The sequence below is a fragment of the Chloroflexota bacterium genome (assembly GCA_009840625.1).
Taxonomy (GTDB): domain Bacteria; phylum Chloroflexota; class UBA11872; order UBA11872; family VXNJ01; genus VXNJ01.
This window is the reverse complement of the sequence record VXNJ01000019.1, coordinates 43927-66283: the sequence shown is the minus strand read 5'-3', so window position 1 is coordinate 66283 and position 22357 is coordinate 43927. Positions and strand designations below refer to the sequence as shown.

21 protein-coding genes and 1 tRNA gene are annotated in these 22357 nt (G+C 65.4%); 9 read left to right on the top strand and 13 right to left on the bottom strand.

The annotated features are described in order from the left end of the window. Positions 1 to 948: threonine/serine dehydratase (locus F4X41_10145; protein ID MYB17368.1), on the bottom strand; the 948-nt coding region annotated here is incomplete at its 3' end. A gap of 562 nt (positions 949 to 1510) precedes the next feature. Between F4X41_10145 and F4X41_10140 the strand changes: the two genes are divergently transcribed. Continuing rightward, a complete protein-coding gene (locus F4X41_10140) occupies positions 1511 to 3877 on the top strand; it encodes a response regulator (protein ID MYB17367.1) in 2367 nt (788 codons plus the stop codon). Next, positions 3867 to 5141: a sulfite oxidase gene (locus tag F4X41_10135; protein MYB17366.1), complete on the top strand. Its 1275-nt coding sequence runs from the start codon at positions 3867 to 3869 to the stop codon at positions 5139 to 5141. Before F4X41_10140 ends, F4X41_10135 begins: the two co-directional genes overlap by 11 nt. A gap of 101 nt (positions 5142 to 5242) precedes the next feature. Here the strand turns inward: F4X41_10135 and F4X41_10130 are convergent. From F4X41_10130 to F4X41_10105, 6 genes are all read right to left on the bottom strand, one after another. After that, positions 5243 to 5314, bottom strand: a tRNA-Arg gene (locus tag F4X41_10130). 57 nt (positions 5315 to 5371) lie between these two features. Then, a complete protein-coding gene (locus F4X41_10125; protein MYB17365.1) occupies positions 5372 to 6115 on the bottom strand; it encodes an MBL fold metallo-hydrolase in 744 nt (247 codons plus the stop codon). Between the two features lie 56 nt (positions 6116 to 6171). Further along, positions 6172 to 7662, bottom strand: coding sequence for a CoA-acylating methylmalonate-semialdehyde dehydrogenase (locus tag F4X41_10120; GenBank protein ID MYB17364.1), 1491 nt, complete (start codon positions 7660 to 7662; stop codon positions 6172 to 6174). 58 nt (positions 7663 to 7720) lie between these two features. Continuing rightward, positions 7721 to 8629 (bottom strand): YihY/virulence factor BrkB family protein, encoded by a 909-nt coding sequence (locus F4X41_10115; GenBank protein ID MYB17363.1) that lies wholly within the window; start codon positions 8627 to 8629, stop codon positions 7721 to 7723. After that, a complete protein-coding gene (locus tag F4X41_10110) occupies positions 8607 to 9737 on the bottom strand; it encodes a hypothetical protein (protein ID MYB17362.1) in 1131 nt (376 codons plus the stop codon). The genes F4X41_10115 and F4X41_10110 overlap by 23 nt, the downstream gene beginning before the upstream one ends. A gap of 84 nt (positions 9738 to 9821) precedes the next feature. Further along, positions 9822 to 10682: an SDR family oxidoreductase gene (locus tag F4X41_10105; protein ID MYB17361.1), complete on the bottom strand. Its 861-nt coding sequence runs from the start codon at positions 10680 to 10682 to the stop codon at positions 9822 to 9824. A gap of 113 nt (positions 10683 to 10795) precedes the next feature. Between F4X41_10105 and F4X41_10100 the strand changes: the two genes are divergently transcribed. Continuing rightward, the gene (locus F4X41_10100) at positions 10796 to 11572 is read left to right on the top strand and encodes an SDR family oxidoreductase (protein MYB17360.1); all 777 of its coding nucleotides are present in this window, start codon (positions 10796 to 10798) and stop codon (positions 11570 to 11572) included. A 13-nt stretch (positions 11573 to 11585) separates the two neighbouring features. Here the strand turns inward: F4X41_10100 and F4X41_10095 are convergent, their stop codons facing one another. From F4X41_10095 to F4X41_10080, 4 genes are all read right to left on the bottom strand, one after another. Beyond that, positions 11586 to 12539, bottom strand: coding sequence for an aldo/keto reductase (locus F4X41_10095; protein MYB17359.1), 954 nt, complete (start codon positions 12537 to 12539; stop codon positions 11586 to 11588). A gap of 84 nt (positions 12540 to 12623) precedes the next feature. Then, positions 12624 to 13277, bottom strand: coding sequence for a cysteine hydrolase (locus F4X41_10090; GenBank protein ID MYB17358.1), 654 nt, complete (start codon positions 13275 to 13277; stop codon positions 12624 to 12626). A 176-nt stretch (positions 13278 to 13453) separates the two neighbouring features. Next, a complete protein-coding gene (locus tag F4X41_10085; GenBank protein MYB17357.1) occupies positions 13454 to 13990 on the bottom strand; it encodes a histidine phosphatase family protein in 537 nt (178 codons plus the stop codon). Between the two features lie 39 nt (positions 13991 to 14029). Continuing rightward, positions 14030 to 14998, bottom strand: a complete 969-nt coding sequence (locus F4X41_10080) for an aldo/keto reductase (protein MYB17356.1) — start codon at positions 14996 to 14998, stop codon at positions 14030 to 14032. Between the two features lie 96 nt (positions 14999 to 15094). On the opposite strand from F4X41_10080, the gene F4X41_10075 reads away from it, so the two are divergent. Beyond that, a complete protein-coding gene (locus tag F4X41_10075; protein MYB17355.1) occupies positions 15095 to 15562 on the top strand; it encodes a redoxin domain-containing protein in 468 nt (155 codons plus the stop codon). Positions 15563 to 15581: 19 nt separating this feature from the next. On the opposite strand, the gene F4X41_10070 is transcribed toward F4X41_10075, so the two are convergent. Continuing rightward, positions 15582 to 16448 carry an ABC transporter permease subunit gene (locus tag F4X41_10070; GenBank protein MYB17354.1) on the bottom strand — a complete coding sequence of 289 codons (867 nt, stop codon included), beginning with the start codon at positions 16446 to 16448 and terminating at the stop codon, positions 15582 to 15584. Next, on the bottom strand, positions 16445 to 17365 hold the full coding sequence (locus F4X41_10065; GenBank protein MYB17353.1) for an ABC transporter ATP-binding protein: 921 nt from the start codon (positions 17363 to 17365) through the stop codon (positions 16445 to 16447). The genes F4X41_10070 and F4X41_10065 overlap by 4 nt, the downstream gene beginning before the upstream one ends. 205 nt (positions 17366 to 17570) lie before the next feature. On the opposite strand from F4X41_10065, the gene F4X41_10060 reads away from it, so the two are divergent. The 5 genes from F4X41_10060 to F4X41_10040 all read left to right on the top strand — a co-directional run bounded on the left by F4X41_10060 (position 17571) and on the right by F4X41_10040 (position 22232). After that, the gene (locus F4X41_10060) at positions 17571 to 19061 is read left to right on the top strand and encodes a hypothetical protein (GenBank protein MYB17352.1); all 1491 of its coding nucleotides are present in this window, start codon (positions 17571 to 17573) and stop codon (positions 19059 to 19061) included. Between the two features lie 75 nt (positions 19062 to 19136). Further along, positions 19137 to 19979 (top strand): NAD(P)-dependent oxidoreductase, encoded by an 843-nt coding sequence (locus tag F4X41_10055; GenBank protein ID MYB17351.1) that lies wholly within the window; start codon positions 19137 to 19139, stop codon positions 19977 to 19979. After that, positions 19979 to 20371: a DUF3224 domain-containing protein gene (locus F4X41_10050; GenBank protein MYB17350.1), complete on the top strand. Its 393-nt coding sequence runs from the start codon at positions 19979 to 19981 to the stop codon at positions 20369 to 20371. Before F4X41_10055 ends, F4X41_10050 begins: the two co-directional genes overlap by 1 nt. A 98-nt stretch (positions 20372 to 20469) precedes the next feature. Beyond that, on the top strand, positions 20470 to 21369 hold the full coding sequence (locus F4X41_10045; protein MYB17349.1) for an NAD(P)-dependent oxidoreductase: 900 nt from the start codon (positions 20470 to 20472) through the stop codon (positions 21367 to 21369). Beyond that, positions 21366 to 22232 carry a sugar phosphate isomerase/epimerase gene (locus tag F4X41_10040; protein MYB17348.1) on the top strand — a complete coding sequence of 289 codons (867 nt, stop codon included), beginning with the start codon at positions 21366 to 21368 and terminating at the stop codon, positions 22230 to 22232. Before F4X41_10045 ends, F4X41_10040 begins: the two co-directional genes overlap by 4 nt. The last annotated feature ends 125 nt before the right edge of the window (positions 22233 to 22357 follow it).

Here is a 22357-nt window from a genome sequence, read left to right as displayed (position 1 = left end):
CCCTTTTCCAGCCTCATCCAAATTGGACTTGACAAACCGTAGAGAGTCCTTCTTGCCGGCCAACCGGTCCTTGATTTTTATGGCCGCCGCCAGGGGCGCGGCCCCGGCGTGTTCGGCCAGGTTGTGCGTGGTTTCCAGGTAAAGGCCAACCGCCCCGACCAATTCCTCTTCCGAAACAAGTACGAATTCGTCCATCAATTTGCGCATGATCGCCTGCGTCAACTCGAACCCCATGGTCGTCGACAGCCCCTCGGCGATGGTCTGCATCTTCGCTTCCACGATCTCGCCGGACTTCCAGGACAGGTAAGCTCCGGGAGCCTTTTCGGCCTGGACTCCGATAACGCGAACATCGGGATTCAGGGCGTCGGCGACTACGCACGCGCCGCACGCGCCGCTCCCCCCGCCAACCGGCACGACGATTGCTTCGACTTCCGGCAGGTCTTCGATGATTTCCAGCGCCAGGGTGGCGACTCCGGGAATTAGCCTGGGCTCGTCGGCCGAGTGGATGTAGACACGGCCCTCGGTCGAGACAAGCTGCTCACAAAGCCCCCGGCACGCATCGAAATTTGCGCCGAAGTGCACCACCTCCGCCCCCAGCAGCCGCATCGACGCACATTTGTCCGGATTGGCGCCTTCCGGCACGACCACCGTCGACCGGACGCCGAACACCGCGGCGGCGTAGGCGATACCCTGTCCGAAATTACCGGTCGAGGCGCAGACCACGCCACGCTGCTTTTCCTCATCGGTAAGCTGAGCGATCACGTTGAGCGCGCCACGTATCTTGAAGACCCCGATCGCCTGGTGGTTTTCATGCTTGACGTGGACCTCAGCTCCGATCAACTGGTCGAGCTGCGCATAGTGGTGCAGCGGAGTCCGTGTTATGTATGGACCAATCCGCTTGCGGGCTTCGTATACGTCATGGATCGAAATCGCTGCCGCCAAACGGATCCTCCCGTGGTGTGCGACCTAGTAGATGTCGCAATGTACAGCGAACAACCGCTCCGTCGGCACTCCAAGTGATCCGGAGATCGCAAGCTGCCGGGTCCTGTCAATTCAGCGCAGGCGCGGGCCAGGGATTGTTCGGGAACGGGTCAGGCGATTCAGGCAACCGAGGCGGCGCGGATTCAGAGTCCTAGCCTGAATCGGTGATTTAGGTAGGACTCGACTATCACCGCGGGCCATGCGGCAGGCGAGGCAATCCCAACAGAGACCGCGTCCCAGATCCGAATTCAACGGCCCGGTCCGCGCCGGCCCCCTCATAGTTGGCGGTCGCCGACCAGGTGCGCGCCACCGGTCAAAGCAACCGGTTCTCGGTCCAAAACTGGGAGCTTTGTGTCATTTTCTAAACACTGTGTAACTTTTTCGTCAAGAACTGTCCAAATTCATACGAATCGTGTCACATTCATGTCAAGATATCCCATCAATCCCATTGCTCCCTCTTCGTCAGGGACGCAAGTTCAGGGATTTTGAACAGGCACGCCTAGCGCAGGCGACCAACCAGGGATGAAACGTGAATCGCGAAGAAACCCTCAAAGGCGAAATCCGGGCCATGCGCGAACGGCTAACCAGGTTGAGTCAAGCCAGCGTGCGCATCAATGAAAGCCTTGATTTCAACGTCGTCCTCCAGGAAGTCATCGACAGCGCCTGCTACCTGGCCAACGCCCGCTACGGGGTCATCGCCACCACCGACGCGGCCGGCGGACTGGACGCCGTGCTCACGTCCGGGACCAGTGACGACGAGCACCGGCAGATAGTCTCCCACCCCGACGGTCAGCGGATATTCGAACACTTCAGGAGGCTCCCCGGCGCCATCCGCGTGGATAACTATTTCCAGTACGCGACTTCGGCGAGCCTGGACGGCCGCCTCCCGATGAGGGTCTGGTCCGGCCTTGCGGCGCCCATCCTGCACCGGGGCGAGTCGGCGGGAATCATTTACCTGGGCCACGACCGCGAAGAGAAAGAGTTTTCAGAGGAAGACGAAGAAATCCTGGTAATGTTCGCCGCGCATGCGGCGCTGGTAATCGCCAACGCCCGCCGGTATCGCGATGAGCAGCGAACCAGGACCGATTTGGAGACGCTGATTAGCACGTGCCCGGTGGGGGTGGCCGTATTCGATGCCGGCACCGGCGAGCCGCTGTCCTTCAATCGCGAGGCGGTGCGCATCATGGACGGCCTCTGCGCGCCCGGCGAGCCCCCGGAACACCTCTTGGAGACGCTGACGGTCCGCCGCGCGGACGGACGGGAGGTATCCCTGGATGAGGTGCCAATCGCCCAGATGATGGTCTCCGGGGAGACGGTCCGCGCCGAGGAGTTGTACTTCCAGGTGCCCGACGGGCGGAACCTGACCGCCCTCGTGAATGCGACCCCGACCCATTCCGGGACCGGCGAGGTCGAGACATATGTCGTGACCGTGCAAGACATGTCGCCGCTGGAAGAGCTCGAGCGGATGCGGGCCGAATTCCTGGCGCGGGTAAGTCACGAGCTGCGCACGCCGCTGGCCGCGGTCAGGGGTTCGGCGTCGACCCTGCTGAACGAGTCGACGGATCTGCACCCGGCCGAGATCGGGCAGTTTCATCAAATCATCCTCGAACAGTCGGAGCGGATTCGGGCGCTGATCGCCGACTTGCTCGACGTGGCCCACATCGAGACGGGTTCACTGCCAATCGCCCCGGTGCCGACCGACCTGGCCGCCCTGCTGGCGGAGCTGGAGCAGAGGTTCCGCGCCGGCGACAGTCGGCACGACCTCCTAACCGAGGTCCACCCGGACCTGCCCCTGGTGATGGCCGACAGATCGCGAATTGCCCAAGTGATCGACACCCTTCTGACCAACTCGGTAAGGCACTCGCCGCAGTCGTCCACGATAAGGATCGGCGCGGCGCCGGGCGATCTGCACGTATTGGTATCGGTCGCAGACGAGGGCACCGGGATTGCGGGCGAAAGCTTGCCGCACCTGTTTCGCAAGTTTTCCCTTACCAGGGGCGAGAAGCAGATGCCCGACACCGGACTGAGCCTGGCGGTTTGCAAGGGCATAGTGGAGGCGCACGGCGGCCGGATTTGGGCCGAGAGCTCCGGGCCGGGGTTGGGCGCCAGCTTTACATTTACACTGCCGACGGTAAACGAACCGCGCTTATTTGCGCCGACTCAGATTCCGGAGACATCGCATCGGCCGGCCCGCGGTTCGGATCGAGAACCGGTGCGCATCCTGGCCGTCGACAGCGACAACCAGGCGCTCAGATACGTTCGTGACGCCCTAGTCAAATCGGGATACGAGGTCGTGGCGACCGGGGATCCGCACAACGCGCTCCTTCTCGCCGAGGAGCATTCCCCCCACTTGGCGCTCCTGGACTTGATGCTCTCCGGAACCGACGGCACCGAACTGATGAAGCGCATCAAGGAATTCAGCGACATACCGGTGATATTCGTGTCCGCGTACGGCCAGGACCAACTCGTTGCCAGGGCGTTTGAATTGGGCGCCGACGATTACGTGGTTAAGCCCTTCTCGCCCACCGAGATCGTGGCGCGCATCAAGGCGGCGTTGCAAAGGCGGACTACCGCCGTTTCGCCATTCCCGTATAAGGCGGGAGCCTTGGTCATCGACCACGCGGAAAGGGTCGTTTCGCTTGAAGGGGAACCGGTCGAGCTGACCCCGAAACAGTACCAGTTGCTGGCCGAGCTGTCGGCCAACCCGGGTCGAATCCTCACCTATCAGCACCTGCTGCGGCGGGTATGGGGCTCTTCCGGCGACGCCGACATTCGACCGATGCGCACCGCCATTAGCGCAATCCGCAACAAACTAGGCGACGACGCCGACAATCCGAAATACATCTTCACCAAGCCGCGGGTCGGCTACAGCATGCCGAGGGCAGATGCTCCATAAGCCGGAAGGCCCCCAGGTCCAATCTGACAATCGACGAGGCGGTCGGCACAGGCAATTGTGGGAATTGGCGCGGGCGCACGGGATGAGTCGCCGTTCGTTCCTGCGGCTGTTGTCGATCGGCGGGGCCGCCGCAGTGATTGCCGCCTGCCAATCCGATCCCCAGCCGCGACATACCGAGCCGCCCGCCGATGGCGTCGCCGACTCGCCCGAAGGCTGGTTCAAGGACCCGGCGCCGTTCATTCAGCACGACGGGCAAAACCTGGAGGCCCGGCTGGCGAGCCTGCAGGGCCTCATCACGCCCGCGCACCAATTCTTCGTGCGCAACAACTCCCGCAGTCTGGATCTGGCCGCGTCCGAGTGGCGGCTGCAGATTGCCGGCGACGCGGTCGGCACGCCCTTGGAGCTCTCCTACGATCAGATTCGCGAACTGCCGGTCCGCAAACTAACCGCCTACTTGGAGTGCGCCGGCAATCACCGCGCGATGTTCGATCTAATCAACGGCCAAATGGCTTCCGGCACGCAGTGGATGACCGGGGCCATCGGTAATGGCGAATGGGCTGGGACTCCGCTGCGCGAGGTGCTCACTCTGGCCGGCGTCAGCGACCGGGCGGTGAGCGCCCAGCTGGTGGGACTTGACCTGGAATCCCCCGAGCAGGGGTTCCGCTACGTGCTGCCGATGGCGAAGGCGATGCATCCAGACACGCTGGTGGCCTACTCGCTTAACGGGCAGCCGCTGCCGCGCGATCACGGCTTTCCGCTGCGCGCCCTGGTGCCGGGCTGGGTGGGGGCCGCCAGCGTCAAGTGGCTCGGCCGGATCGAGGTCGCGCGCCGACCGATATTCGGCCGTACCAACACGACCTCCTACGTGCTCATCGGCGACCGCTTTCCGGCCCGCGCGCCGGCGCAAGGCGATCCGGTCCACGACCAGGTGATAAAGAGCGCCCTGGCGCTGCCCTGGCCGGCCCGGCTCGCCGCCGGCCGGACCCGCTTGCGCGGATTCGCCCAATCCCCGATGGGCCCGATCGAGCGCGTGCAATGGAGTCCCGATTCCGGGGCCAATTGGTTCGAGGCGGAGCTGACCGACTCGCAGCCGGACTATTCGTGGGCCCGATTCGAGTTCTACTGGAACGCGACCCCGGGCGAGCATTCGATCATGACCCGGGCAACCGATGCGGCGGGCAATTTCCAACCTGCCGAAGTGCCGTTCAACGCCAAGGGGTACCTGTTCAACCAACCCCTCCCGCACCCGGTCCGCGTTACCTAGCCCGAGGGTTTGCCGAGCTTGGATCCGGCCGGAGATGTCCTTCCGCCCGGATCGAACCCGAGGGCGCGGGCGTCTCCGACCCGAGTGGCATCGCTATGAGGTCCCCCCAGCAGGATTCGAACCTGCGCGCATGGTTTAGGAAACCACTGCTCTTTCCCCTGAGCTATGGGGGGCAAGCGTCTAGGGCTAGTTCCGCACGCTGCCGGATTCTGGCGTGCCGCCGGGCGCGGTCAACTCATCATGTTGCGGGGCACGGTCAGGGTGTCGAACTTGGCCAATGCCGCGTCGATGTGCTGCTGGCCGTACTTGAGCGAAATCCCGTGATGTCCCGGAAATAACCCGGTCAGACCGAAGTCGCGGAACTGACCGAGGCTGTTGCCGAGCTGCCAGGGGGAAGTCTCAGGAGCGAAATTGAGCACCACGTCGCCGTTTGCAAATACCAGGTCGCCGGAGAAAAGAAAGGTCTCTGACCCGTCCCGCAGCAGATAGGCGTTGTGCGGGTTGGCGTGTCCCGGAGTTGCGAAAACCTCCAGGTCCAGGTTCCCCACCGCGATCCGGTCGCCGGCGCCGACTTCGCGCTCGACCGGAAAAGTCTGGAAGCGGTAGTCGGGCGGGTAGCGTCCCGCCGCGCGCGCCCTGGTCAGGTTGATCGCGTCCTCGTCCCCCTCCTCGAGCCAGGCCCGCGTCCCGCCGGGAACGATCGCCCGCAGGCCCAGGTTTTCCATGAGCCAGGCCGCTCCGCCCGAATGGTCGCCGTGGCAATGGGTGAGGATCAGCGATTCGACCGAATCCGGGTCGATCCCGTCGACGCGGATGTTTTGCATGATCTGCTCGGGTTCGAACCCGTAGCCGGCATCGATCAGCGCGCCCGCGTTCCCGTCGTGCAAAAGGTAGATGTGACAGTCGCCGACGTAGGAGATCCCCATCCCCATGTAGCCGCCGCCGACCAGGTAGACGTTCTCGCGCAGTTTCATCGCCGGATTCTTTCCCTACTACTAGTTGGTCCGGGCAGGCACTTGCCCGGTCCGCGCTAGAACCAGCGCGAGACTACGATCTTGTCCTCGGTGAAGAAGCGTATCGAATCCTCGGCCTGGGCGTGCAGGTCGCCGAAGAAAGAGTCCTTCATTCCGCCGAAGTGGAAAAACGCCATCGGCGCGGCGACTCCGATGTTGACCCCGATGTTGCCGGCGCGGACCTCGGACGAGAACTGGCGCGCCGCCTTGCCGGAACCGGTGAAGATGCAGGCCATGTTGCCGAATGGCACCCGGTCGATCACCTCGATCGCCTCGTCCAGATCGCCGGCCGGCATCAGGCAAAGCACCGGGCCGAAGATCTCGTCGTTGGCCACCACCATGTCGGGATTGACCCCGGCCATCAGGGTCGGGCCCAGAAAGTGTCCGCCGTCGCGGCCGGCCACCGCCTGGCCGCGCCCGTCAACCAGGAGCTCGGCTCCCTCGCGGACTCCGGCGTCGATGTATTCGAGGATGCGCGCCCGGCTCTTCGCCGAGATCACCGGTCCCATGCCGGTCTCATCCTCGAAGCCGTCGCCGACCACCAGAGCCTCGGCCTTCTCGGTCAGTCGCCGGCGGGCCACCTCGTATGCGTCGCCGACCGCTACCACGACCGATCCGGCGAGGCAGCGCTGTCCGGCGCAGCCGTAAGCCGACTCGAGGATGTTGTCGAGCGAAGGTTCCATCTCGGCGTCGGGCATGAGCACGATGTAGTTCTTGGCCCCGCCCTGGGCCTGCACCCGCTTGCCGTTGGCGGTGCCGGATTGGTAGACCGAGCGCGCCACCGGAGTGGAGCCGACGAACGAGATTCCCTGGACGTCGGGATGCTCTAGCAGCGCCTCGCCGGTGCGGCGCCCGCCGTGGAGGATGCTGAGCACTCCGCCCGGCAGCCCGGCCCGGTCGGCCAGTTCGGCCAGGAAAACCTGCGACAGCGGTGTCTGCTCGGAAGGTTTGACGATGAACGAATTGCCGGTGGCGATGGCGTAGGGGACGAACCAGAAGGGCACCATCGCCGGGAAGTTGAAGGGGGCAATCGCGGCAAACACGCCCAGCGGCTGGCGGACCGCGTATTCGTCGATCCCGCGGGCGACATCCTCCAGGTTGCGCCCCTGCATCATCGTCGGCACTCCGACCGCCACATCGACGTTTTCGATCGCCCGCCGCACCTCGCCGCGCGATTCGGCCAAAGTTTTGCCGTGCTCCAGGGTCACGATTCGGGCAATCTCCTCGAATTCTTCCTCGAGCAGGTGCTTGAACCGGAAGAGGTGCTGGGCGCGATCGACTGCCGGCACCTTGCGCCAGCGCGAGAAGGCATCAAGCGCGGCGGCCACGCAGGCGTCCACGTCGTCGCGGTTCGAATCGGGCACGGCCGCGATCGGGACCCCGGTTGCGGGGTTCTCGACCACGATCTTCTCGGCCGCCGAGGCCGCGACCCATTCGCCGCCGACGAAGTTGTAGAGAGCGGCCTGCGGGTCGGCCGCCGCCAATACTCGCGAGCTGGTCTGGATCATACGGCTACCGCCCCTTTTCCATATCAGTGGGATCAGACTTTTGAAAGCGAATCAGATTCTAGGAACCGCCCGCCCCGGAAGCCCTCTCCGCAACCGGCGAAGAACCGCTGGCGACCTCGCTGATTACCCCGCCGAGCAGGAAAACGTGCGCGATCAGGAATATCCACAAGAGCACCGCCACGAACGAGGCGATCGATCCGTAGATGACCTCGAATTGGTCGAACAACTCGAAGTAGGCCCAGAAGCCGATTTTTAGGACCGGGATGCTGGCGGCGAAGAAAATTGCGCCCGGCAGCGAAGTGCGTGCGTTCGAGCTACGCCCCGCCAGGATCAGGTACAGCACCCAGGTGGCGGCGAACGCCAAGGCCACCGAGAGGACTTCGACCAGACCCCGATACAGCCAGCTCTCGAAGACGGCCACCATGTCGCCGCGGCCGAATACCTCGCCGATCAGCAGCCGCGGCAACTCGAGCAGCGAGATCAGACCGCCGGCCAGGATCGCGATGGCCAGCATGGCCAGCGACCCGCCCAGTTCGGCGCCGAAATCGGCCAGGAACGATCGGTTGGGCACCCGCCAGGCCGCTTCCAGGCCGCGCCGCGCGGCGCTGACTATCTGCAACGCCGTCCAGATGAGCGCCGCGGCGGCCAGGGCTAGGGCGGCCGGGGTGCCGGCCGGCGAAAAAACCGAATTCTCCGGCAGGATCGAAAGGTCCAAATTCAGGTTTGATTCGGCCAAGGTCAGCAGGCGGCGGTAGACCTGTCCGCTTTCGTCGAAGGTGGCCAGCAGCGCGGCCAGGGCCAGCAGCATGGGAAATATGGCGAAGCTGGCGTGGAAGGCGATCGCGGCGGCGTGGCTGTAGCAACCGCGATCAAGGTAAGCCCGGACCGAAAGGTAAAGGATCGCCGGCCAGGGGCGCGGCCCGATGAAGGGTCGGGCCCGGCGATCAGCGCCTGCCGTGGCGTGAATAGGCCACGATTTCCGGCTCCAGCCAGGGCTCGACGTGTTCGGGCGGGTAGCGCGTGGCGCGGTAAACGTTTATGTATTGGCCGCCGAAGAAGGGACTGTAGTAGTCCCAGACAATCTCGCCCGACCGGGTTACTTCGAACAGGTGCCCGCAGTCGGATTCGCAGATAAGGGTGTTGCCGTTGGGCAGGCGCTGTTGGCCGGCCCGGAACGGCGAGAAGAAATTCTCCCCGTCGGAGTATTCCCAGATCATTTTGTCGGGATCGCGGGGGTCGAATTCGCGCACGCTGGACCAGCCCCGCCGGGTGCCGTTGTCAAACAGCAGAATGTTCCCTTCCGGCGTCATCTGCGACTGGTGCTGGCCGTCCAGGGTGCCCAGTCCCCAGGCCCAGACGATCGCATGCGAGTCCTGGTCGACCACCGAAACGACATCCAGCTGGCGGTGCGAGAGCAGGAAGTTGCCGGCCCGGAAGCGCCCGTCGGCCCGGCCCACCGGCGTATCGGGCAGAACGGTGATCGTGTTGGTGTGGGCCCAGTCGGCGCGCAATTGCGGCAATTCCAACCCGCTCAACGCGCAGAGCTCGTCAACGTGGTCCGAAAGCCACCACTCCCAGTGCACGCGGGTGTCACGGTCCAGCTTGATGAGCAGGTCGTCCTGGATCGGGCCGCCCGCGAAGATTTCTTCCCGCCAGCGGTCTTTCTGGTAAAGCGTCAGGATGGAACCGTCCCCGTAGCGGTGAAAGTCGTGGTGGGTTCGGCCGTGCCAGCCCCAGGTCACGTTTCCGTCCACGTCGGATTCGAAGATCCCGCCGAAGTAGTTGTCCCAGAAGAGGGTCCCGTCGTCATCGAGCTCGGCCCACTGCGAGTGGACCACCGGCCACTCGTGCACGACGCGCCCGTTCATGTCCACCAGGTACTGACTGTTGCCGAACGCGCTGGAAAACAGCGTGTAGCCATAGAACGCTCGGTCCCGGTCCCAGTGGCGCAATCCGACCGGTCCCTGGTGAACCCGGGCCCGCTTGGCTTCGGCCGGCGGCCCGTAGTCGCGTCCGGGTTCGCGCTCGGTCCCCATGCCGACACGGTAGGACAGGCGGTGGCGGGGCTTGGGCATGATCAACTCCTGCTTTGGCTGGTAACCGAAAGGGTTGGGTGGACCGCGCCGCGCCGGCAGCCGGGAATCGCGCCGGTCACTCGGCTAGTCGCGGTTGACGAAGCTCTCGTCGATAAGGCGGTCCAGCAGCGGTTCGCCCTGGCCGCAGTTGCGCGCCCACTCGAACATGTGCCAGGCCGCGTTCTCCTGCAGCTGGGCGGTCATCCCGCCGTCGGCGACCACCACCGAACCGGTCATGTACGAGGCGTCCGCGCTGGTCAGGAAGGAAATCACCGCAGCCATCTCGGATGGCTGCCCGCCGCGTCGCAGCGGGTAGATCTGGCCCCACGTTTCCATGATCCCGGGTTCGTTGGCGATTGCCGCCATCATCCGGTCGGTAATGATCAGCCCGGGACAGAGCGCGTTTACGCGCACTCCGCGCGGGCCCAAGTCGACCGCCGCTACCCGAGTCAGCCCGATCACGGCGTGCTTGCAGGTGTCGTAGATCGTCCGATCGGCGGCCGCCATGAGACCGTGCACCGAGGCCACATTCACGATCGCCGAACCCTCCTGACGGCAGAGCGGCTCGGTGGCGTGGCGGATCAGCAACTGGGTCGCAACGATCATCACCTTGAACTGCTCGTCCCAGTCGGCAGCCTCGATTTCGGCGATCCGCACCAACGGCCGCATCGGCGCGGCGTTGTTGACCAGGATGTCCAGCCGGCCGAAGTTTTCCAGGGCGGTGTCGATGATCCGTTCCGGTGCCTCCGGATCGCTCAGATCGGCGTCAAGGTAGGCGGCGCGGGCACCGTCCGCAATCAGGCGCTCGGCCTGGGCGCGGCCTTTTTCCTCCTGAACGTCGACCAACAGTACCGCCGCGCCCTCGCTGATCAGGCGCTCGGCGGTGGCCAGCCCGATGTTCTGAGCGGCCCCGGTTACGATGGCGACGCGGTCATTGTGACGCATGGGCAAATTTTTGCAGAAGCACTGCTTCGGTTCCCGGGCGCGACGGGCTAATACTTAAAGAGGATCCGGCGGCGCCGACGGGGATTTCGGCATTTGAAAGAGGCAGTAGCCAGATGGGATCACTCGACGGACACACCGCGATAGTCACCGGCGCCGGCACCGGGATTGGAGTCGGCATCGCGCGCCACCTGGCCTCGGCCGGGGCCTCGCTGGTGCTTTCGGCCTACAACAGCTTTTCGGGATGCCAGGATCTGCAGCGCGAACTCGCCGCGGCCGGCACCGACGCGATCGCGATCAAAGTCGACCTGCGCGGTTCATCGGACGCGACCCAGCTCGTTGACGCCGCCACCGAGCGCTGGGGCAAGATCGACATCCTGGTCAACAACGCCGGATTCACCCTCGCCAAACCGTTCGTCGAATGCAGCGAACGCGACTGGGACGATCTTTTTTCTATCAACCTGCGCTCGATGTTCGTAACCTGCCGGGCCGCCGCCCCGGCCATGATCGAGCGCGGTTACGGCCGAATCATCAACATTTCGTCGGTGCACGGTGTTCAGCACATCCAGAACATGGTCCTCTACGGGGCGACCAAGGGCGGCATCAACGAGTTCACCCGCGGCCTGGCCGTCGAACTGGGTCCGCACGGCATCACCGCCAACGTGATAGCCCCGGGCGCCATATACGTTCCGCGCTACGACCGGGTCGGCGCCGACAAGTCGACGATGGCCGCCACCGTGCCCAACGGCCAGCTGGGCGACGTGGATGACATCGGCCGCACCGCCGCGTTTCTGGCCGATCCAGAGGCCGACTACATCAGCGGCGAAATCCTTTATGTCGACGCTGGACTGACCTCAAAAATGGCCCTGACCGGCGGCGCCCAGCGGACCTAGGGCGCCGCGCCCGCTAGGCTGCGCCTTCGAGAAAGCCGATCTGATCCGGCGAAAGCACCAGGTCGACCGCCGCCAGCGTCTCGGCAAGTTCGCGCTCATTGGCCGACCAGAAGACTCCCAGCGAATCAAATTCCTGGCTCAGCGTGTAGCTGAGCGCCACCTGCATCGGCGAGATCCCGATTTCGGCGGCCAGCTCCCGGGCCCGGTCCAGCCGGGCGAAGTTTTCGTCTGAGTAGTAGGTCGCCACCATCGGTTCGTTGGACCGGTCGGCGGGGTCGTAGATGCCGGCGAAGAATCCGCCGCACTGTGACGACCAGGCAAGGTTTGGTCGGCCGCTGGCGATCAGTCGCCGGCGCTGATCGGGCAGAAGGCTGACGCAGCCGGGCCAGCGCGGGGCCTGCTGGGTCGCCAGACCGAAGTGGTTGGAGAGCAGCGAGAAACCCTGCAGGCCGTTGTCGGCCGCGTATTGATTAGCTTCCTCGAAGCGGTCCAGGGTCCAGTTGGACGCCCCGATCGCCTTGATCCGGCCGTCGGCGATGTGGGCGTTGATGCAGTCCATGATCGGGGCCACTTCGACGTTGGGGTTGTCGCGATGGAACAGCCAGATGTCGATCCATTCGGTCCGCAGGGCCTCGAGCGAGGCGAGCACGTCGGAGTCGATCACCGCTTTGCTCACCCAACCCAGACCGGAGTCATCCCCGCCGCGCGGATGGGCGCCTTTGGTGATGATGGTGACCTGCTCGCGGTTGCCGCGTTCGGCCAGCCACCTGCCCACCACCAGTTCCGAGTTGGGCACCCCGTCCAACGTGGCGTACAGTCGCGCCGTATCCAGCGCTGTCCCGCCGCCGGCGATCCAGGCGTCCAGGATCCGGGCATGGTGATCGTACTGGTGTAGGAAATAGTCTTCAGTGCCCAGGACCACCCGCGAGACCGGCCGGTTGATGCCGGCAATGCTGGTAAACCGCATTAGCGTCCTCCCGCCTGCTACTTGAGCGCGTTCCGCAATGGAATTTAATTGTGCCGCCCGGCCGGCGCGGCACCGGTGTCGCGTCTATGTGTTGCCGCAATCCCCCGCAACGGCGGCGATGAACTCGTCGCTGGTGACGACCGCGTGGGCGAAGGCCGGCCAGTTGACGTTTATCGTGGCCTCCATCTCGGCCTCCGAGAAGGCCGCGATCGCATCCGCGATAAGGGTGGCATGGAATCCGAGTTCGACCGCGTAGCGACCGGTCGAATCGATACAGGTATTGGCCCGGTTGCCGGCAACAACGACGCGTTCGATCCCTCGCTGATTGAGCAAGTACTCAAGGTCGGTGTTGGCAAAACCGCTCGAAGTCCAGTGCTCCTGGGCGATCACATCGCCCGGCTGCGGAGTCACTTCGTCGATCACCCGGGCGCCGAAGCTGTCCTTTGCAAAAAGGCCGAATTCGGCGATTCGGCGGTGTGACGGCGTCGGATGCTTCCAGCCGTCGTAATCGCCACCGCGATTGCTGTGGTGGTTGGCATAGACGACAAGCATCCCGGCCTCGCGCGCGGCCGCGGTGACCCGTTCCAGGTTGGCCACGGTGTCGGCCGACTGCGCGGTCGCCCTGGTCCGCTCGTACAGCTTCCCGCCGGGTTTGAGGAATTCGTTCAGGGCGTCAACAAGCAGCAGCGCAGTCTGGCCGGGCGGGAAAGGTGGCGGCTGCGGCACGGGGGGCTCCATCGCGCAATCTGCTGGTCGGTTGCGGAAAGTCTAGAAGCCGTGCGCCGGGTCAAACCGGTTCGCCGATCCCCGATCACGCCGGGCCGCTGAAAGTGGCGCATTGCCGGGCGGGCGAAGATTGCTGCCAACCTGCCATGCTTGCCCCTGCCGGAGCTTCCCGGCGGGGCGGATTCTGGCTAGTTACTGATCTGGCGCTGATCCTCCGGCAAGCGCAGCACCCGGCAACGGCACGTGTCGCCCGCAAAGGTGAGCCGCACGCCCTCCAGGTAGCCGATGGGCCCACCCCAGGCCCGGTGCGGCCCGCCTGGAACGGCAGCCACCGCACCCAATTCGACGATCCCCCCGTGGGTAACGATCAACGCCTTCCCCGACTCCGGGATCTTTTCGACGATTTCGCGCCAGACGGCCAGCGTCCGGTCGGCAAATTCGGCCGCTGCGCCGCCCGCGCTTACCAGCTTGGATACGGCCGCGAAGGGAAGCGGCCAGCCGTCAAGTGCCCCCGACGGCATCCGGGCCAGATCCTCCACGGTCTGATTGACCTCGAATCCCATCGCGACCGCCGTTTCGACCGCCCGCGGAAGTGGGCTGGCAGCAACCCATTGGTAGGGGCCCGATCGGTCTCCCACCAGGCGCGCCAGTTCGATCCCCGGCTGCGAAAGATGCTGGCCGGGCTTGCGCCGCATCGTATGTCGACGCACGACTAGGGTCCGCATCAGCCGCTTTCGTGGATCCCGGTCGGCGGCTCCACCCGGTCAGCGCTCCCCTTGTTCAAGGAATCTGAGTTGCGCGGGTGAGAGCACCAGGTCAGCCGCAACCAGGCACTGATCCAATTCACCCAGATCGGCCGGCCAGAAGACTCCGAGCGACAAAAAGTCCTGATTGAGCGTGTAGGCCAGCGCCACCTGGGTGGGCGCCAATCCCAGCTCGCCGGCCAGGCTGCGGGCGCGTTCGCGCCGGGCGAAGTTCTCGGGTGTATGGAACGCGCGCCGAAATTCCGGATCGGGGTGCTCAGGCTTTCCCTGGGCAATGGCGAAGAAGCCGCTGCACTGGGCCGACCAGGCCTGGTTGGCCACTCCCAGGGCGGCCAGCCGGGCCCTTTCTTCGGGCGCCACGCTCCTGGTTCCCGGCCAGCGCGGCCGGCATGGGGTGGCCAGCCCGAATTGGTTGGAAAGCAGCGAGAACCCCTGCAACCCGTTCGCCGCCGCGTAGCGGTTGGCCGCTTCCAGCCGTTCGATGCTCCAGTTGGACGCCCCGACGGCCCCGATCAAGCCGGCATCGATGTTCGCGTTGACCCAATTGACTATCGGGGCCACATCGACGTTGGGGTTGTCGCGATGGAACATCCAGACCTCGACCCGGTCGGTGTCCAGACGCTCGAGACTGGTGCGGATGTCGTAATCGACGTAGGCCTTGGTCATGCGCGCGAGCCCGCGCCCTTTCGGCAGGCGGTGCGCGCCCTTGGTAACGATTACGACCTGGTCGCGGACACCGCGCTCCTTGATCCAACGGCCCAGGAGCAGCTCGGATTCGCCGTGCGCGTGCGGGCCGACTGGGGCCCCGATCCCGTACGTGCGGGCAGTGTCCAAAACGTTCCCGCCGCCGGCCAGGTAGGCGTCCAGGATCTCGGCGCGGGCGTCGTATTCGGCCAGGTAGTAATCCTCGGTGCCCAGCACCGCCCGGGCCATCGGTCGCTCGATCCCGGCAACCGGCAAGTAGCGCATCGTCTCATCCCCGCCCTTTCCATCTCGCCATCATCGCACCTCGGGCTGGGATGCGGCCCGAAAATAAGTCTTGACCGATCAACAACCGCTCAATGATTGGATTTGCGATTGGACGTTGGCGATACCGCACCCGATTTTCAGGTCCCATCAACCGGTGGAGGCGATTTTTCGCTGGCTGACGGGGTGACCGCCGGCCGCGTGCTGCTGGCCTTCTACCCCAAGTCGTTTACCAGCGGTTGCACCCACGAGATGGAGGTGCTGCGGTTCCTGCATCCGCGTTTTGCCGGCGCGGGGGTCAGCATCCTTGGGGTTTCGGTCGACAACCTGCAGACCCAGCAGCGGTTCAAGAAGACTCTGGGCCTGCCGTTCGAACTACTGGCCGATGATCAGACCGCCGCGCAAGCCCTCGACTGTCTGCGCGATTCCGGAAAGGCCGAACGCGACGTCTACGTGATCGGACCGGGACGCAGGATCGAATTTGCGATCCACAAGCTCGACCCCCGCAACGAAGACCAGTACCGGCAATTGCTCGAGGCCGTTAACGCCGACACCGAGGGGCTCTGAGGCGGTCCGGCGGCGGCGTTTAACCCGACTGCGGAAAATCGCGCCGCGCGGTGGCCAGGAAACCGAGCCCCAGCAGCACCAGCGCGTAGAGAGAGAGCAACCCGATCGACTCGGCCCGGGTGGGCCCCTCGTACTGGACCGAAAAATCTCCTTCGGCGGACAGCCCCGAAAAAACCGCCATCAGAGTTTCCTGGCCATAGGCGGTGGGCTCGAGGCGGTGCGGCAGGTAATTGGGCAGCTCGTCCCAGAACCCGTCGCCAACCGCGGACGCTATTTCGGTGATGAACGGGGTAAAAAAGCCAAAAACCAGCGGGATCGCCATGCCGGCGGCCGCCGACCGGGTCAATATCGCCACGGCGAAGGCCACCGTTCCGTAAAAGAGCAGCAAGCCAATCGTCCCCAGGTACCGGTCCAGCAGGTCCAGGCCGAAGTTGTTGGGCGGGGCGACCGCGATGGTGCCAAATGCAAGGTCGGCCACCCACATCACCACGCCCGAAATCAGCATCGTCAAGGTGACGGCCGCCGCCACCGAGCCGATCAGCGCCAGCAGCTTGGCCAGGATCACCTCGTGCCGCTGGGGTCCGCGCGCAAATAGCTGGCGGATCGTACCCCAACCGAACTCCGATCCGACAAAGAATGCGGCGAAGACGATCACCAACAGCGACCCGAATTCGACGTTCAGCGCCAACACCGCAAGATAGCCGTTGGGGAATCCGATCAGCGAACCGAGCGCCTCGGTCAGCCCGACGTCGTCGAGCTGGACCTGTGAAATCAGCTTGAAAAGCAGGATCGTGACCGGCCCGACCAGCTGCAGCAGGATAAGCAGGATCCAGGTCATCCGCCGGCCCAGAATCTTTTGGAATTCGGCCGCCACCAGCTGTTTCATGACGCTTCCCCGGCCCTGACCTTGTCCAGGAAAAACGTTTCCAGGTCGATGCTCACCGTCGCAATGGCGGTGACCTCGATCCCGCCTTGCACGAGCAACTGGTTTACCTTGCCGGCGTCCTCGGGTTCGATCTGGACGACCAGTTCGCCGTCGCCGGTGGCAGTCGCGGCGTAGTCGGAACCCGACAGCAGATCCAGTGCCCGCCCGGAGTCGCCGACACGGTAGCGCACACCGCGCCCTCCGGCTAGCAGCGTTGCAACGTCGCCCTGGACGACCGTGTTGCCGGCTACCAGGATCCCCACCCGGTCGCACACCTGCTCGACCTCGGCCAACAGGTGCGAAGAGAGCACCACCGTGGCGTCGGCGCGCTGTGCGACGCTGCGGATCAGATTCCTGAATTCATAGGCCCCGGCCGGGTCCAGGCCGGCGGTCGGCTCGTCCAGCACCAGCAGATCCGGATCCACCAGCAGCGCGTTGGCCAGCCCCAGGCGCTGGCGCATGCCGCTCGAATAGGTCTTGAATTTGGAGTCGGCGCGGTCGGTCAGACCGACCGTTTCCAGCACCTCGTCGATTCGCGCCGGTTCGATCGACCCCCAGTACCTTCCCATCACCTCCAGGTTCCGCCGACCCGAGAGATAAGGGTAGAACAGCGGCGTTTCAATGACCGCGCCGACCCGCCGCAACGCCTGCGGGCGATCCCGGGAGGCCGGTTGGCCGAAAAGTTCGAGCGAACCCGAATTGGGTTTGATCAGGCCCAGCAGGATCCCCAGGAAGGTGGTCTTGCCGGCCCCGTTGGGACCGAGCAGCCCGTAGACGCTGCCGGTGGGGACGTCCAGGTCCATGCCGGCCAGGGCGTGCACCTTGCCATAGCGCTTGTGCAGGCCGCGGGCCTTAATCGTCAGATCGTTACCTGGCACCCGCGGCTCGCAGCAAGCGCGGGTTGGCGGAGCTTTGCAATGCGGGCCAATCCGGGAGCGTTCGGGCGATTTTCGCAGTTTGCCGACCCGCCACGGCCGCCAGCCCCGGTTGCGAATTCGAATATGCCCCTGATCGGGCCACGCAATTGGCAATATGTGAGGAGCGCGCACCCGCGCAGCGGCCCAATTCGCCAAGGCATCGCCCGTGCAAACCAACCTCCTGATCAAGCGGCTGGCCCCGATTGCCCGGATCAGGGCGAGGCTCTACTCCCACTTCGTCGAGCACCTGGGCAACTGCACCTATCCGGGAATGTGGGTGGGTCCGGACTCGGCGATCGAAAACCTAAACGGCCTGCGCAAGTACACCCTTGACCGCCTCCGGAGCGTGAGCGAAGGGACCGTCTACCGCTGGCCGGGCGGGTGCTTCGCCGATCACTACCACTGGCGCGACGGCGTGGGCGACCCAGGCGGCCGACCGGTGACCCGCAACATCTGGTGGGGCGGTCCCGAGACAAACCAGTTCGGCACCCACGAGTTCGTTCGATTTGCTGCCGAGCTGGGCGCCGACACCTACATCTGCGGCAACCTGGGTTCGGGCAGCGAGGCCGAGATGATGAGCTGGCTCGAGTACTGCAACGCCGCCGAAGGCGAGAACTCTTGGGCGCACGAGCGCGCCGGCAACGGCCACCCCGCCCCGTTCGGCGTGAAGTGGTGGGGGGTCGGCAACGAGAACTGGGGCTGCGGCGGCAACATGACCGCCGCCGAATACGCCGCCGCCTACCGGCGCTACGCCAACTACCTGGACCGGATGGACCTGGGCGTTCAGCTGGTTGGCGTCGGGCACACTCCGGACTGGAACCGCGAATTCATGGAAGCCATGCAGCTGGAGCGGGCCCTGCCGACCCTGCACAACCTCTCCCTGCACCGCTACCTCTTCAACGGCGGCCCGGACATCGGGTTCTCCGACGCCGACTACTACGCCCTGATGAGCGAACTGCAGGTCGTCGAGGACGACATCATCCGCGCCGACGGAATCCTCTCGCACCACGAACTGCCGCAGAGTCCGGTCGGCATCGTGTTCGACGAATGGGGCGTTTGGTGTCGTTCGGCGGCCAACCTGGATTCGGGCATAGAGCAGGTAAACACCGTTCGCGAAGCAATCTGCGGGGCGGTGATCTTGGACTACTTCACCAACTGGTCGCACCGCGTGGTCATGAGCAACGTGGCCCAGACGGTCAACGTCCTGCAGTGCCTGGTCAAGGTCGACGGTCCCGACAACTGGACCACGCCGAACCTCGACATCTTCGAGTTCTACCGGGCCCACGTGGGCAATGACGCGGTTCCGGTGGGGATCGCCGACGCCCCGCTGTTGGCCGAGCGGGGCGACGCCGGCCGGCCGGTCCAGCAGCTATCCGTTTCGGCATCGGTCGCCCCCGACACCTCAAGCGCGGCGGTCTGCCTGACGAATCTGCACCTGACCGAGCCGCTATCTGTCCGCGCCCGTGTCGTCGAGGCCCAGATTGCCTCGGCGGGTGCCCGGGTGCTAACCGGCGCCAGCCCGCAATCCCACAACATCGCGCGCGATCCGGACCGGGTGCATGCCTCCGATCATCCGGTCAGGACCGAGGACGGATGCCTGGTGCTGGAGATTCCGGCCCACTCAACTGTCCAGGCAGACCTTGAACTGCTCGCCTGATCCGATACCTGCCGGCAGGGGTCTGAACCCGTGAACCTGGCAAGCAGTACAGTCGGCCTGCTTCACCCGGGCGCGATGGGCTCCAAGGTGGGCGCCGCCCTCGCCGGCAACGGCCACCGGGTTCTGTGGGCCTCGCAGGGTCGCAGCCGGGCCACCCGCCAGCGCGCCGCCGAAGCCGGCCTGGATGACGCCGGCACGCCCGGATCGGTAGCCCGGCAATGCGACGTTCTGCTGAGCGTCTGCCCTCCCGACTTCGCTCTCGAGGTGGCCGAGCAGGCGGCGGCGGCGGGATTCGGGGGCACATACGTGGACGCCAACGCGGTCTCTCCCGCGACCGCCCGGGCGGTCGCGGCGGCGGCCCTGGCCGGCGGGGCGGCCGGTTTCGTCGACGGCGGGATCATCGGGCTCCCGCCGAGCGAGCCCGGCACCACCCGCCTCTATCTCTCCGGGGACCGGGCCCCCAGCGTGGCCGCGCTATTTGACGGCAGCGTCCTTGGGGCCGTCCCGATCGCCGGCGGCGAAGGCGCGGCCTCGGCATTGAAGATGGCCTACGCGGCGTTTACGAAGGGGTCGGCCGCGCTGCTGGCCGGGATACTGGCGCTGGCCGAGGCCGAAGGCGTGGGCGAACCGCTGGCCGAGGAATGGGCGCTCTCGCAACCCGACCTTGCCGCGCGCGGCCGCCGCCGCGCGGTCAGCGGCTCGGCCAAGGCCTGGCGCTGGGCCGGCGAGATGGAGGAAATAGCCGACACCTTCGCCGGGGCCGACCTGCCGGACGGGTTTCACCGCGCGGCAGCCGAAATCTTCAGGCGCCTTGCCGAGTTCAAGGACGTTCCCGAACCACCGCCCCTGGCCGAGGTCCTGGCGGCGATCAATTCCGGCGCGCCGAAAATGACGGGTTCGCCCCGGGAAGCGACCTGATGCCGTCCGCCCGCGGGTCGTTCGAAGTGAACATCGAGCCGGAGCCGCCGTACCTGGAAGACGGCGGAGTGAAACTGAACCTGAACCGGGTCGAAAAGCAGTATTCGGGCGATATGGTCGGCAGCGCCCGGGCGCACATGCTGGCCGCCTACACGACCACACCCGGTTCGGCCGGATACGTCGCGATCGAACACTTTTCCGGCACAGTTAACGGGAAGAGTGGTTCACTGGCCCTCCAACACAGCGGGACGATGGACCGGGGGGAGGCCAGCCTGACGGTTACCGTCGTGCCTGACTCCGGAACCGGCGAACTGGCGGGCATTGCGGGAACGCTGGAGCTAAACAGCGAAGAGGCGGGGCACACCTATGTGTTTGAGTACGAACTCGCCTGAACCATACCGGCTCGAACCGGGTCGGAGGAGTTGATGAAACCGGCAGGATCAGGGTTGGCCGCCAGCCTCCATGCCGCGGGCCGGAACGGCCGGACCGCATGAAGATCCTGGTGGCCGGCGGGTCCGGCGACATCGGCTCGGCGGTGGTTTCGGCGCTCAAAGGGCGGCACGAGGTTTCGATCCTGGACCGGCAACCGTCCGAGGATCACCCCGAGCTGGGGTTGCTCAAAGTCGATCTGGAAAACGCCCGGATGACCGCCAGCCTGGTGCGAGGATTCGACTGCCTGGTGCACCTTGCGGCAATTCCCGACCCCTTTTCCGACCCCGGCGACGTGGTCTTTCGGGTCAACATGCAGGCCACCTACAACCTCCTGGAAGCTGCCCGCAGCAACCGGATCGCCCGAGTCGTCTACGGATGCTCGGAGTCGGCTTCCGGGTTCGGGATCCACAATCGCCGCTTCAAACCCGACTACTTTCCGATCGACGAATCCCATCCCTCGCTCCCGCACGAGGCCTACGGGTCCAGCAAGCTGCTGGGCGAAATACTAGGGCGCCAATACGCGTTCGCCTACGACATCGAGTTCATATCGCTGCGCTACGCCTGGGCCTGGGGCGGACGGCGCAACCGCGAGGACTGGTTCAGGATTCTTCGACACGGTTCCGGCGGGGGCGAAAAGGACTGGCTGGGCGCCTGGATCGCCCATGCCGACATCGCCCAGGCGGCGCGCCTAGCCTGCGAATACCAATTCCCCGACCCGCCACCGCGATTCGAGAGCTTCTATCTGACCGCGCGCGACAACTTCACCGACCTGGATTCGCTGGACCTGGTCGCAAAGCACTGGCCCCAGGACCCGCCCCGGGTGCGCAAACCGGGGCTCTATAGAAAAAACCCCAGGGCTTCGCTGTTTGACATTTCCAAGGCCCGGCGCTCGCTCGGCTACGAGCCGACGACCGGCGTCGGCGACCTACGGGAGCAGTTCGGAATCAAGCGCCAATGAGCACCCGGATCGCATTCCTGGCCGGGCTCGGGTTCGTCTGCTGGCCGGCCGACAAGGTGGTCAAGGCGCTTGGCGACCTGGGCTACGACGGCATCGAGTGGACCACCGCGCATTTCTCGGCCGCAGATCCCGACAAGGCGCGGCGGGCGGTGGAACTGACCCGTGACGCCGGCCTGGAGGTCTCGCGCATCATGGCGCACGAAGATTTCGTGTGCCTGGACGATCGCGAGCGCGAGCGCCGAATCGACGGGGTGGTCGGCGTGGTGCAGCTGGCCGGCGAACTGGGCGTGCCGACGGTGGGGTCCATGACCGGACCGGCGCCGTGGGACGAGCGGGCCCCGCGCATCCCCGCGGACATTTCCGAAGGCGAGGCCTGGGAGATGGCGCTGGACGCGCACCGCCGCATAGTCGCCGTCGCCGAAAACTCCGGCACCACGATCTCCTCTGAAGGCGTCTTCGGCATGCTGGCGCACGACTTCTACTCGCACCGGTATCTGCTCGACCAGATCCCCTCGGCGGCCCTGGGGGTCAATTTCGATCCCTCGCACGGGATCCTGAGCGGGAATTTCGACATCGCCTGGCTGATCGACCAATGGGGCGATAAGATCCTGCACTGCCACCTGAAGGACGCAGTCGGCATCTCGCAGCGACCGGGAGAGTTCATCTTCCCGCTGCTGGGCGAAGGCCGGGTCAATTGGACAGCGTTCTTCCGCGGCCTGGCCGATCGCGATTACGACGGGTTCGCCTCGGTCGAATTCGAAAGCTGGGCCTATTCCGAGCGGGTGCTGGGTAACGACCCGGCCCGCGCCGCCGCCATCAGCATGCGTCAGGTTCGCGCGCTGCGGGAAGCCGCCGGCGCCTAGCCCGGGACCGGCCGGGCTCCGATTGCGGGGCCGGATTTAGACTGCGGAACCGGACGCGGGGCTGCCCAAGCGGGCGGGGCCTCGGAATCGGCGATCGCCCGATGGTCCGGCGACGCAGAGCGCGA

Excerpts from the sequence above, each read along its gene's own strand:
- F4X41_10135 (MYB17366.1), top strand. The coding sequence starts at position 3,867 with ATGCTCCATAAGCCGGAAGGCCCCCAGGTCCAATCTGACAATCGACGA.
- F4X41_10125 (MYB17365.1), bottom strand. The coding sequence starts at position 6,115 with ATGAAACTGCGCGAGAACGTCTACCTGGTCGGCGGCGGCTACATGGGG.
- F4X41_10120 (MYB17364.1), bottom strand. The coding sequence starts at position 7,662 with ATGATCCAGACCAGCTCGCGAGTATTGGCGGCGGCCGACCCGCAGGCC.
- F4X41_10110 (MYB17362.1), bottom strand. The coding sequence starts at position 9,737 with ATGCCCAAGCCCCGCCACCGCCTGTCCTACCGTGTCGGCATGGGGACC.
- F4X41_10105 (MYB17361.1), bottom strand. The coding sequence starts at position 10,682 with ATGCGTCACAATGACCGCGTCGCCATCGTAACCGGGGCCGCTCAGAAC.
- F4X41_10100 (MYB17360.1), top strand. The coding sequence starts at position 10,796 with ATGGGATCACTCGACGGACACACCGCGATAGTCACCGGCGCCGGCACC.
- F4X41_10095 (MYB17359.1), bottom strand. The coding sequence starts at position 12,539 with ATGCGGTTTACCAGCATTGCCGGCATCAACCGGCCGGTCTCGCGGGTG.
- F4X41_10090 (MYB17358.1), bottom strand. The coding sequence starts at position 13,277 with ATGGAGCCCCCCGTGCCGCAGCCGCCACCTTTCCCGCCCGGCCAGACT.
- F4X41_10085 (MYB17357.1), bottom strand. The coding sequence starts at position 13,990 with ATGCGGACCCTAGTCGTGCGTCGACATACGATGCGGCGCAAGCCCGGC.
- F4X41_10080 (MYB17356.1), bottom strand. The coding sequence starts at position 14,998 with ATGCGCTACTTGCCGGTTGCCGGGATCGAGCGACCGATGGCCCGGGCG.
- F4X41_10070 (MYB17354.1), bottom strand. The coding sequence starts at position 16,448 with ATGAAACAGCTGGTGGCGGCCGAATTCCAAAAGATTCTGGGCCGGCGG.
- F4X41_10055 (MYB17351.1), top strand. The coding sequence starts at position 19,137 with ATGGGCTCCAAGGTGGGCGCCGCCCTCGCCGGCAACGGCCACCGGGTT.
- F4X41_10050 (MYB17350.1), top strand. The coding sequence starts at position 19,979 with ATGCCGTCCGCCCGCGGGTCGTTCGAAGTGAACATCGAGCCGGAGCCG.
- F4X41_10045 (MYB17349.1), top strand. The coding sequence starts at position 20,470 with ATGAAGATCCTGGTGGCCGGCGGGTCCGGCGACATCGGCTCGGCGGTG.
- F4X41_10040 (MYB17348.1), top strand. The coding sequence starts at position 21,366 with ATGAGCACCCGGATCGCATTCCTGGCCGGGCTCGGGTTCGTCTGCTGG.